This window comes from Leptolyngbya sp. Heron Island J (genome assembly GCF_000482245.1).
Taxonomy (GTDB): Bacteria; Cyanobacteriota; Cyanobacteriia; order Phormidesmidales; family Phormidesmidaceae; genus Leptothoe.
Genome location: NZ_AWNH01000070.1, coordinates 107693 through 120419, shown reverse-complemented (window position 1 = coordinate 120419; position 12727 = coordinate 107693). Strand labels below are relative to the sequence as shown.

The window sequence follows — 12727 nt, the reverse complement described above, 5'->3', positions numbered from 1 at the left end:
AGGCTAAATTTGGTCTAAATCGCTGGGGCGCTGCCGCTGCCGTAACCCAAAGTTGAGGGCATTGCTGGAATAGGATGTACCGAAGGTTTCGGCTAAGCTCACCACCTGCCGCAGGGCTGAACGCAAGTTATCCCCCTGCAGTGTGCTTAACGGGTGTACATAGACGGCCACAACAGCCCCGTCTGTTACAGCGTAGCGGGCATCTAGAGCTGTGTGAAAATTAGCGGCCAACATGGCTTGTACTTGCGGCCCGGTGAGTTCTTCTGTGGGGATGACGGGGCTAAATACTCGCATGCGGTCATTGCTGGCGTCAGCAAGTACGACTACGGTGCGATCGCTAACCCGAAACTGCCACTGGCCATCTGCCCCCTCAACGCCATCCACCTCAGACTGTAGGATTTGCTCTAAACGTGCCAGAGTCATTAACTCCAGCCGCTCAGATGTTTGAGCGCAGGCCGCTGTCGTTATGAACGGCACTGAAGCAGCAATCAGTCCAGCGGTTACAAATGAGGCCGAGCGAGGTAATAGGGTCATGATTTAAGGGATGAAGATTAGATTTACGCTAAATCATCAAAATGAGCCAACCCTGAGAGTTTTCTAAAGGATTTGAGGTTTTTTACGATAACGCTAAAGCCTGATGAACGTACTAAAACCAATAATTCGTCTACCATGCCCCATGGTGAACTATTAGGGCTTGTGCTTGCTATGAACATCAACCTTGTCAGCCTATTAATTGGCTTGGTATTGATAGGTGGATTAATCGCCTATCTGGCAACGGCGGTTAAAAGGATTAGTCACCGCAGCATTCCCCCAACAATTACTCCAGAAAATTGGCCAATAACGTCTGGGGGAGCCCCTTTAGAACCCGAGATCGAGACCCGCATTGACGGTTTGATGGCAGCCATGACCCTAGAGGAAATGGTCGGTCAAACCATCCAAGCAGATATTAGTCACGTTACTCCAGAGGATATCCGTCACTATCGTCTAGGGGCCATCCTTAACGGTGGGAACTCTGCCCCCGGCGATAATGTTCGTGCTGCTACAGAAGATTGGCTCCCTCTGGCTGATGCATTTTATGAGGCCTCCATGGATACCAGTAATGGGGATCAGGCCATTCCTATTCTTTGGGGAACGGATGCCGTCCATGGCCATAACAACATTATCAGCGCGACTATCTTCCCTCACAACATCGGCCTGGGGGCAACTCGCAATCCAGCCCTCATGGAACAAATTGGAGCCATAACAGCGCGGGAAGTAATAGTCACCGGCATGGATTGGACCTTTGCTCCCACGCTAGCCGTCGCCCAAGATAGTCGCTGGGGGAGGACCTACGAAAGCTATTCCGAAAATCCCGACCTTGTTGCTCAGTATGCCAAAGCCATCGTTACAGGATTACAGGGAGAACTCGGCACAGACACTTTTCTCAGCCGTCAACACATACTGGCCACCGCCAAACACTTTATTGGCGACGGCGGCACCCAAGGAGGTAAAGACCAAGGCAACAACATCGACAGTGAAATCAAGCTGCGGGACCGTCACGGTGCTGGCTATCCACCAGCGATTGAAGCTGGTGTTCAAACCGTTATGGCATCATTCTCAGCCTGGCATGGTCAGCGATTGCACGGTCATCAGCCGCTGCTAACCGATGTTCTCAAAGACCGTATGGGGTTTAATGGCTTTGTCATCGGAGACTGGAACGGTCATGCCCAACTACCGGGATGTTCGACCACAAGCTGCCCAGCTGCTTTTAATGCCGGCATCGATATGTTTATGGCCCCAGACAGCTGGCGTCAGCTCCATAAGAACACGGTGGCCCAAGTTCAATCTGGAGACATTGCGCGCAGTCGTCTAGAAGATGCGGTACGGCGGATTTTACGGGTCAAATTTCGGCTTGGGTTATTTGAAAAACCCAAGCCTTCAGAACGACCTTTAGCCGGTGACTACTCCTTGTTAGCTCATCCCAATCATCGGGCAGTGGCTCGGCGGGCTGTGCGTGAGACCCTGGTTTTACTCAAAAATCAAGATAACCTTTTACCTTTAGCTGCCAATCAGACCTTATTAGTGACCGGCGATGGTGCTAACGATATTGGTCAACAATCAGGCGGATGGACGCTCTCCTGGCAAGGGACCGGCAATACCAATGCTCAGTTTCCTAATGGAACATCCATCTGGGCAGGAATTCGCCACGCGGTTGAAACCAGTGGCGGTCAAGCCATACTTAGCACCGATGGGAGCTACAGCCAAATACCGGATGCTGCTATTGTTGTGTTTGGAGAAGGCCCCTATGCCGAGTTTAGGGGAGATATTGACACCCTTAACTGTTTACCAAATACTCCTCTGCAGCAGCTCCAAGAGCTGCGAGCAGCTGGCATTCCAACAGTGGCGGTTTTATTATCAGGCAGACCCCTGTGGGTCACCCCTGAAATTAATGCCGCTGGTGCCTTTGTGGCCGCATGGCTACCGGGTAGCGAAGGGGCTGGCGTCGCCGATGTTTTAATTCGCCAGCCCAACGGTGATATTAACGCTGACTTTAAAGGTAAACTCCCATTCTCATGGCCTCGCACAGCAACTCAGACCAGGGTTGACCAAGGTAAAAATAACTACGAGCCCTTGTTTCCCTATGGCTATGGGTTGACCTATGCAGACAGTGGCAATTTACCCCAGCTGCCCGAAATATCGGGATTAGATGGCACCGAAAACACCCAGAACGAGGCCTTGTTTGCCCTGGGGCAACCCATGGCTCCCTGGAGCCTGCAGGCTTCCGTTGGCAATGAATCCAGTGTTGTTATAGATGAGCGTATCCAGTTAGAAAATGCCTTGACTATTCGTTCCATCGATCGAGCAGCTCAAGAAGATGCCCAACAATTTACTTGGAGCGGACAAGGGAGTGCCTCAGTCGCCATTACCGGCCCTGCTCAAGATTATATGGTCCCATTGCACTATGATATGGCCCTAGAAATTCAGTATCGAATCGATACGGTCCCTGAGGGCCAGGTTAAGCTAGTTATTGGGTATGGTGACGATGCTAAAAGCGATTTAGATATCACTCGACCCCTAGTGGGCTGTCCACCAGGGAAATGGCTTCAGACCCACATAGCGCTCAATCGCCTCGCCGCCACCGGGGCCGATCTGTCCCAATTGACAATACTGGCATTGGAAACAGCCGCACCCTTCTCCCTCAGCATCTCTGATATTCGCCTGGTTGCCAAAGATTAGCAGGGCGTATTCCGGCAGTGATCCAGCTCAAACAAGATTTAGACAACAAAGTTATTTATATCAGCCAATTCTGTTGGGGTAACGTCATGGAACTGAATAAAGCGTCTTAACTCATCTCCACCACCATTGGTGTCAAGCCGCAAGATAGCACTGGAATTGATGCTGCGAGGCAGGATATCAAGATAACCATCGACAAACGGAGTAGTGCCAGTGTAACCAAGGCTATCTAAAAGCGTGGTTAAAACAACTTGATCCACACGGACTTCAAAGTCTAGAACATAATCAACTCCATCGTCGGGACTAGTGTAGAAAAACTGATCGCTACCCGTACCTCCTACTAACAGATCGCGAGCTCCAAATCCGATGATCATGTCATCTTCTGGCGTACCCACTAAGACATCTCGGTTATCTGTTCCCTCAAGGATCTCACCACTAGGCGACAAGTTGTTTAGCAGGGCGTCGATAGCTGCATCTGCTTGAATCAGACCAAATCCACTGGCCGGATCATAGCCCAGATCAAATTGCTCCGTAAACGGATTGTCCATGTCAAGAGCAGTCGATTCCAGAGCTGTGTAAATATCCTGGGGGGTGGGATCTAGCCCGGCATTGTTAGCGGCCTCCAGCATCAGGACCGCCACTGCAGCCGCATGGGGAGCTGCCGCTGAAGTACCAAAAAAGTTTGGGAAAGCACCACTATCGTCGCCAATATCAGTACCAAAAAACGTAGTATTAGTACCGTCTACAGCCACAAAATCCACCGTCTGACGAAGTTCTGGCATATCCAAACGGTTACCATCGGTATCAAAGAAAATCTCAGTCCCGCCTAAAGAGGAGAAGGATTCTAACCTGGGCAGAACCGTGCCAAACGCAGGCGTATCTGCGTAAAAAGCAGCTCCTACCGCCGCCGCCCCAGCAGCATTGGGATGGCCAAAGGATGTGGAACTATTGGTGGCATATTCAACATCTGAGGCTTGGCCATCGAAATCAATATATTTTATGCGTCCCGGATCGGTTCCTCCCTGCATGAGGTTACGACCAATGACAATGTGAAAGTCTTGGGTCGAGCCAGTGTCATTAACAAAATTCAGAAATTCAAATGCATTCCCACTACTAATATTGTCTTCTACGCTAGTGGCAACAATATTACCCGTTGTTAAATCGGGGTTATCAAAAACAAAAATGTCTAAATCATTAGTGGAACCGCTGCCACCAGAAGAACTAAAGGGCTGATCCCACTGAAAAGACAGGGTAATCCCCTCACCTGGAGCAAGGGTAAAGCTCTGAAAAATATCGAGTACATCATCAGCGGCAAAATCATGTAATCGATAGTTACCGATTTGAAGACCAAAGCGAAACTCGTCTTCATAGGAGTTAGCCCCCGAATTGCCAGCAGCAGAGAAATAGGGGACGCCAGCCGCAACGGCTTGATCAACGGCTTGAGCAATGACACCATCCTGGAAAAATGGCTGATCTAGATAGCCAATGTCATCGACAATTACATCTGCACCGATAGCCACTAGCTCTAGGATGCCGTTGGCAAAGTCAGCCGCCCCTCTAAACGCAGTTCTAAAGGCCAGATCAGCTCCCGGTGCCAGGTCGTGAATCAGCTGAGCCATGGCTCGACCTTCGTCGCTACCGGAGGAGATATCGGCCACAATGGCTACATCGTCAGGGAGGTCACCACTGGCAATGTCTTCGGCATAGCTACCGTTAGCGCCGACACTGGCTGAAAAAGAGTCAGATAGGATGCCAACGGTAATATCGGTGCCATCAACGTCGAAGAGATCTCGGGCGATATCAGCCGCCAGTGCCGGATTGGCCTCACTGGTTACCTGACCAACTCGGTTAATGGCATAGGTGGGACGGGCAGAGCGAAGATTTTCTAAATCGGCTAGGGCGCTGATGGAGGTCAGGGGCAACCAGCCGGAGACGGTATCTCCAAAGGCAGAGCCTGCAAACCCCAGGTTTTCTAAATCGGCCAATAGCTGTTGGGGATCCCTGTGGGCGATCGCATCAATGATGACACCGTCGCCATAGGTCTGGAGACTGTCTGCAGCCGTGGAAATTATATTATTGGCAAATGCGATCGCATCATTCCCCAGCCCTTCCATAGAAAAGTCTGGACTCAGGGCGGCCAGAGGCATCCCCAAAGTTTGCACCAATTGATGGTCAGCAAACGCCTGATGGCCCAAAAACAGATCGTTGAGGGTGAAGCCATCCTGAGCAGTTGCTGGCAGCATCTCGATTTCAGGCACAGAGAGGCCTACATCAAGCAACTCTTCTACAGCCGACAAGTCACCCGCTAACAGCAACGTGACCAGTTCTTCTATAAGCGCTTCTGGAGTCGGTAAATCATCACCATCATTCAAATCCACAGCTGCCCCCAGGAGGGCAGCCACATCATTAATGGCACTGTCTGCAACGAGCGGCTGAGACAATTCACCCCTCACAGCAGCAGCAAGCTGACCTACCAAAGAGGAGAGGTAGTTACGTTCAGCAGAAGTATTATCAAAAACGTCGAATAGGGATGCAAGCAAGTCTAAAGATAAGTCATTAGACAACTCGGCAGTGATCGGCAATAACCAATGACGCATGCTTAGGATGAGATTACTAAACGTACTACTTCGGCTCTCTGATCTACTTATTCAAAATCCTGAGCCACTTATTCAAGTTGATTGGCGTTGCTGATTGAGAGGATGAACCGATCTGTTAGAGGTGCCATATAGCAGCACCTTTCAGGTAAAAACATAGTTTGGATCAGCAACACCAATGCATTTAAATCCGCCAACACAGTTTGATCAGGGACACCAGCTTAAACCACGACTCTTTTTAGGAATGAGAATTCAATTAGGTCCTATCTTTTGCCGTACAGGCGTTCCATGGCACGCCTCTGCAGACAATATTTTTGGATCTGATAAAACCCTGATCCCTGTGATCTTGATAAGAGATACTAGAAAACACTCCTCTTGTTCTCGAAAGAATGGCTGCGGATCATATTATTTTTTCCTCCTAAAATAATTTTTACACAAGACTCCACTGCGGAGAAATCATGAATATCTAAACCTCCTAGCCAGTTCCATGAATGCGACGGGGTATTTGAAAATGATTTTCCAGCCGTATCCCAACACCAAACTCTCACACCTTGTTTTTGAGCTTCAATCTTGATTTCATCATAATGTCCCAAAATCCTGCTATCGTGCGTGAGAGCCAAATCGTTAATTATCAGTGCTTGTGACGTGAGAAAAGCTACCGTAACCGAAGGCAAATTGCTCCCCACCTTCCCCTTCCCTGCCGAGGCTCGTTTGTTTGGCTTGCCGCCCGATCAGGGTCGCTGGCTGTTTATTCCGCTCGGCTTAATGGTGTTGCTCTGTTTAGGTACGGTTTATTCCTGGAGCATTTTTAGCGGCCCCTTTGAGGCAGAACTCAAAAGTCGTCCGGGTACGATTTTACTGCCATTTTTGGTTTTGGGAGTCACCTTTACCCTGGTGATGCCGATTACCGGACTGTACATGAATCGCTGTAGCCCACGCATTCTTACCAGTTTGGGGGGAATCTTAGTGGGTCTGGGCTACCTGCTGGCCAGCCAAGCATCTAGCCTGCTCTGGCTGGTGCTGAGCTATGGCGTAGTGGCCGGTTTGGGGGTGGGCATGACCTACGGCGTGCCCCTGGCAGTGGCAGCTCGCTGGTTTCCCGATCGCAAAGGATTGGCCGTGGGGTTGACGGTCGTGGGATTTGGCCTGTCGCCACTGGTGACTGCACCGCTAGCCTTCAATCTGATTAACGGCAATCCCGCCTGGGATTTACCCGCCCTGGGAATACGCCAGACCTTTGTTTTGCTGGGTATTGTGTTTACGGTGCTAATTGTGGCGATCGCCTCTGTCCTGCGAATGCCGCCGCCCCGCTGGACTCCCAGCAACTTTGCGCAGACGCTCAATCAATCGGTCGAAACGGACGCCAGTCTGCCCATGATGCAAACCCAGACTTTTTATGGGCTAATGTTTTGCTACACCGTCGGTACCTTCGTCGGGCTAACGGCGATCGCCACAACCGCCCAGGTCGGAAGCGAACTGGTTAACCTGGAGGCCGAGGAACTTGCTCTGACTGTGCCGCTATTTGCAGTCTTCAATGGGCTGGGGCGACCGCTGTTTGGATGGTTGAACGATCGCCTGCGCCCCAAGTTCACGATTATCATCATCAACAGTCTGATTTTGATTGCCTCAATTTTGATGATTCACACCAACCCCAATGAACCCGGTCAATTTCTAGTGGCGTTTTCCATTTTCTGGTTTTGTCTAGGGGCGTGGCTGGCAGTCGCACCAGCGGCAACCTTGAGCTTTTTTGGGTTGCCCAACTACCCTAATAACTATGGTTTATTGTTCCTTGCCTTTGGCGGCGGTGGTCTTTCGGGAATTTTTACGGCGATCGCCCTGCGCGGCATCACGGGAAGTTTTGCGCCTTTTTTCTATGTCACGGCGACCCTGGCGATCGCGTCAATTTTGATAGCCTACTTTACCCTCAACGCACCCCGAAAAACGCGGCTGGCGGATTGGCTATTTCGCTATTTGATTAGCCCGATTACGCCTCTGCTAATGACATTAGTAGAGGGTTGGCTGGCAGTGGTAAAACCAAAAGAAATCAGGGAAAAAGGGGATGGCAACTAATCCGCGTTCGACTCCATCTATGCATCGTTTTGATAATCGTTCGGGAAATGATTCTGCCAACTATTTTTCAACCAAAGAACGGTTTGAGCATACCGGGTTAATCGACTATAGCCACCTGCGATCGCTCCCACAGATGTGGGAGATTACAGAACAATACTTTGGCAATGTGGAAGCGCTGATTGATCCCCACAGTCGTCCGGCAGTATCGCTGACTTATCGGCAGGTATATCAGCAAATTCGACAGTTCGCGGCAGGGATACAAACGCTGTTGTCCCCTTCGTCGCCCCTGCAAACTTCATCACAAACTTCATCACAAGATTTATCGCTAAATCTCTCACTAGGTCTATCTCAAAACCCGCCTCAAAATCCACCCATCGTGGCGCTCTTTGCCGACAATAGCTGGCAGTGGCTGGTGGCAGATCAGGGCATCATGCTGGCGGGTGCAGCGGATGCGGTACGATCGGCGACTGCAGATCGAGATGAACTGCTCTACATTCTGGAGCATAGCCAGAGCAGTGGGCTAGTGGTGGAAAACGCCAAAACGTTAGACCGGTTGGGTGATCGCATCTGGACATTGCCAGTGGAGTGGGTGGTGCTTCTGTCAAACGAACAGCCCGACTTACCCGGTCGCCCCTCCCACGTCAAACTACTCACGTTTGACCAACTGCTAGAACTGGGCAACCAGCAACCGCTACAATCCGTCAACACAACTCCAGACACCCTCGCCACGCTGATTTACACCTCTGGCACCACTGGCCAACCCAAAGGGGTAATGCTGAGCCACGCCAACTTTATCTATCAACTGGTAGCTTTAACGGCGATTATTCAACCCCTGGTTGGCGATCGCACCCTCAGCATCTTACCCACCTGGCACAGTTTTGGGCGGGTAGGCGAATACTACACGCTCTCCCAGGGCTGCACTCAGGTATATACCAATCGTCGTTATCTCAAGCAAGATCTGAAAACCTATCAGCCCGCCTATGTGGTGGGAGTGCCGCGATTGTGGGAGTCTATCTTCGAAGGTATTCAAAAGTCTTTTCGAGATCGCCCACCTCGAATGCAAGCATTCATTCAATCGTTTCTGGCGATCAGCAGTCGCTACATTCAAGCGGTACGTACCTGGAAGCACCGCGATTTGCGCAATTTACACCCGACCCGAGCGGCAGTCCTGCGAGCCTGGGCGACCACGCTGTTGCTGGCTCCGCTGCACTACTTGGGGGAACTGTTGCTCTACAAGCGAATGCAGCAAGCCCTGGGTGGCAACGTCAAGCAACTCATCTGTGGCGGCGGTTCCCTGGCTCAGCATTTAGAAGACTTTTTTGAAATGATTGGCATCGAAATTTTGGTCGGTTACGGTCTGACTGAAACCTCCCCCGTACTCAGTGCGCGACGCTATTGGAACAACGTGCGCAAGGCTTCTGGTCAACCATTAATCCAGACCGAATTTCGGGTTGTTGATCTAGAAACCCGACAAGCCTTGCCCGCCGGAAAACGCGGCTTAGTCCTGACAAGAGGTCCCCAAATCATGCAGGGCTATTATCGCAACCCCGAAGCCACCGCCAAGGCCATTGATCCCGAAGGCTGGTTTGATACAGGCGATATTGGCTGGCTAGCAGACGATGGCAGCATTATCCTGACCGGCAGAGCCAAGGATACGATCGTCCTCAGCAATGGCGAAAACATTGAGCCACAACCGATCGAAGATGCCTGCTTACGCAGTTCATTTATCGATCAAATTGTTCTGGTTGGGCAAGATCGAAAAGCACTGGGAGCATTGATTGTGCCTAATCTGGAAGCCCTGCAAGCCTGGGGATTAGCCCAATCACCTCCGTTGATGATTGGGGAGAATGAAGCGATCGCACCCGACAACCTCATCATTCACAAGCTCCTGCGCCAAGAACTCAACCGAGAAGTGCGCGATCGCCCCGGCTACCGTTCTCAGGATGAGATTGCTGCATTTACGCTGTTACCGGAGCCAATGACGATCGAAAATGGTCTGCTCACCCAAACGCTCAAAATTCGCCGCAATGTGGTTGTGGATCGTTACTCTGAGATGATTCAGGGGTTATTTTAGCGTTGCCAATAGATATTGCTCTTCAATGACTTCAGCAAGCATCTTTCGACCATTTTACTGGCGTTAGTAACATGATCGGAGAGTTAGCCATCGCTTGATATATATAGGTTTTATATAGTTAGTTGGTTGTTGTTGGGTATGTTGGATAGTTTTCTATTTCCAAGGATATAGGAAGTTAAGCCAAAAATAAGCCAAGGCGTTATATGTCCTGGCAGAGTACTGCGCTAATAAGGCTTTCAGCAATTCAATCTGTTTCATTTTCTGAAACTTAGGGGGCATCCGGAATTAGCATCGGCCATACTAACAGCCATAGTTGCCGGTCTAAAGTGGTCTATGGCTACCCCGACATTGTTACATCACTTCAGCCTATTCAAAGATGCACGAGACTATCAAATCCTGTGTCTAAGCTTATTTTTGGTCCTAGGGGTAGCCATGCGTGACTGGTCACTTCAACCAGCCATAGTGACAACGGCCATAGTGACAACGTTGGTGAGTCAAATCTTGCTATCTTGGTTAACCAAGGCCAACACCCTAGGAACAGAGCCAAAACTATCATTTACTCACGTTAACTGGCGCAGTCCATTGATTACGGCCCTGGGTCTAAGCTTACTGTTACGAACCGATCATATGACTACAATGGCTCTAGCGGCTGGCATCGCTATTGCCAGCAAGTTCTGCTTGCAGGTCGGTGACAAACATTTCTTTAATCCAGCCAATCTGGGAATTATCGCAGTCCTCACCCTGACTAACGACGCCTGGGTTTCTCCTGGCCAATGGGGCGATGAAATCTGGTACGGCTTGATCTTTATCGGTGCAGGGGGCATGGTGCTCAAGCGCGTTGGGCGTTGGGATACTACTGGGATGTTTCTAGCCAGTTACGCTCTGTTAGAGGCCATACGCAACCTATATCTAGGCTGGACCTGGGATGTGTGGACCCATCGGATGATGAGTGGTTCGCTACTGTTGTTTGCATTGTTTATGGTGACTGATCCTAGGTCAATTCCCAATGCGCGACCGGCAAGGTTGATGTGGGCAGTAGCCATCGCGGCCCTGACGTTTGTATTACGCAATCAGTTTTATCTCTCAACTGCTATTTTCTGGGCCTTGTTTGCGTTATCGCCATTAACAGTTGTGCTGGATCGGCTGTGGGAGTCTCCTCGCTTTGAGTGGAAGACAACAAGTTTATAGAACAGCAAAGTCATTGATATCCATCGTATCTACTGCAAACAACTCAAAAACTAAGACTCCCACCCTCGTTGTTCCTAGAAAAACAAAATGCTTAGTCTGTTCCGTATGGGTATGGTGGCGATCGCCATCATCGCCACCCTGATCATTCATCCTCAACCAGCCCATGCCTTCTGTGGCTTTTACGTCGCCAAAGCTGACACCAATCTTTATAACCAAGCCTCCCAAGTGGCCATTGCTCGCGACGGCACCCACACAGTGTTGACCATGGGCAATGACTACCAGGGGGAAGTGAGCGATTTTGCCCTGGTGGTGCCCGTCCCTACCATCATTACTGCAGATCAAGTTGATGTGGCCGAGCCAGTAGTGCTCGATCGGCTTGATGCCTTCAGCGCACCGCGTCTGGTGGAATATTTTGACCGTGACCCGTGCGAAGTGTTACGTCCTTTTCAGGTTGACGAATCACTGCGGTTAAGTCAGCGGACGACGACGCCATCGGCGGCCCCAGCCCCCACCTCATCCGAGGCCCTCGGCGTCACTATTGAAGAACAGTTTGCCGTGGGGGAATATGACATTCTGATTTTGAGCGCTCGCCAATCCGACGGTCTAGAAACTTGGTTGCGCCAAAATCAGTACCATCTGCCCCAGGGGGCTAGCTCAGTCCTGGCCCCCTATATCCGCCAGGGCATGAAGTTCTTTGTGGCCAGGGTGAATTTAGAGCAGTTTGATCGCAGCGGCTATCAGTCATTGCGACCGCTACAGATTACCTATGACTCACCCAAGTTTATGCTGCCGATTCGCCTCGGGATGCTCAATGCCGATGGCGATCAGAATCTGATCATTTATTTACTCTCACCGGAGGGACGCATTGAGCTGACCAACTATCGCACGGTACCGATTCCCACTGATATTGAGCTACCTCTGTTTGTCCAGGATGAATTTGGCCAGGTCTATCCAGAAATTTTCCAACGCCGCTATCAGCAAGAAAATAAAAATGTGGCATTTCTTGAATATGCCTGGGATATGCGTGGCTGCGATCCTTGCTCAGCGGAGCCCTTAACACCAGCCGAACTAGAGGCGGCTGGTGTTACCTGGCTCGATCGCGCTCCCCAACCACCATCGCTGCCGCCCGGTGTAATTCCCCCCCGTCCCCTGCCGCCAACTAGACCACCTGCTATTTTTATCTCGCGCCTCCATGTGCGCTACAGTCGCGATCGCTTTCCTGAAGATTTAATGTTCCAGACCACCGCTAACCGGCAGTTTTTCCAGGGACGCTATGTCACTCATCATGCCTTTACTGGCAGCCTTGACTGTCCGGCCCGACTGCGAGAGGAGTATGCTAACGAGGCGGATCGTCGTCAGCTAGAGGCATGGCTGGGTCAGGAGTATCGCGACATTGTCAAGGCTGCTCAGGATCGAGGTCAGACCTATCTACGGAACTTAATGGCTCGGTTTGAACAGGAATCCCAAAATCTAGCCCGACTCACCGGTCGAGATATCCAGACTATTCGTCAGCGGATTAGCGACGAGGTGCCGCAGCCGACACCATCGCCCTGGCTGGTTCGTTATCCCCAAGCTGGATAAATACGGT

7 protein-coding genes are annotated in these 12727 nt (G+C 50.8%); 5 read left to right on the top strand and 2 right to left on the bottom strand.

Going from position 1 to position 12727, the window contains the following annotated elements; genetic code table 11:
• Window positions 1-3: 3 nt before the first annotated feature.
• Complete coding sequence (locus tag N836_RS0138680; RefSeq protein ID WP_023074247.1) at window positions 4-534, bottom strand: type III secretion system chaperone; 531 nt, start codon at window positions 532-534, stop codon at window positions 4-6.
• Window positions 535-705: 171 nt separating this feature from the next.
• Here N836_RS0138680 and N836_RS59035 point away from each other — a divergent pair, with 171 nt between their 5' ends.
• A complete protein-coding gene (locus N836_RS59035) occupies window positions 706-3216 on the top strand; it encodes a glycoside hydrolase family 3 protein (RefSeq protein WP_031293349.1) in 2511 nt (836 codons plus the stop codon).
• A gap of 38 nt (window positions 3217-3254) precedes the next feature.
• On the opposite strand, the gene N836_RS73580 is transcribed toward N836_RS59035, so the two are convergent.
• Window positions 3255-5810 (bottom strand): S8 family serine peptidase, encoded by a 2556-nt coding sequence (locus N836_RS73580; protein ID WP_023074245.1) that lies wholly within the window; start codon window positions 5808-5810, stop codon window positions 3255-3257.
• Between the two features lie 642 nt (window positions 5811-6452).
• Between N836_RS73580 and N836_RS59030 the strand changes: the two genes are divergently transcribed.
• From N836_RS59030 to N836_RS59015, 4 genes are all read left to right on the top strand, one after another.
• Entirely contained in the window at window positions 6453-7877 is a 1425-nt protein-coding gene (locus N836_RS59030) for an L-lactate MFS transporter (protein ID WP_023074244.1), read from the top strand.
• A complete protein-coding gene (locus tag N836_RS59025; RefSeq protein WP_023074243.1) occupies window positions 7867-9951 on the top strand; it encodes an AMP-binding protein in 2085 nt (694 codons plus the stop codon). The genes N836_RS59030 and N836_RS59025 overlap by 11 nt, the downstream gene beginning before the upstream one ends.
• Window positions 9952-10284: 333 nt before the next feature.
• Window positions 10285-11139 (top strand): RnfABCDGE type electron transport complex subunit D, encoded by an 855-nt coding sequence (locus tag N836_RS59020; RefSeq protein ID WP_023074242.1) that lies wholly within the window; start codon window positions 10285-10287, stop codon window positions 11137-11139.
• A gap of 87 nt (window positions 11140-11226) precedes the next feature.
• A complete protein-coding gene (locus N836_RS59015) occupies window positions 11227-12720 on the top strand; it encodes a DUF2330 domain-containing protein (protein ID WP_031293344.1) in 1494 nt (497 codons plus the stop codon).
• The last annotated feature ends 7 nt before the right edge of the window (window positions 12721-12727 follow it).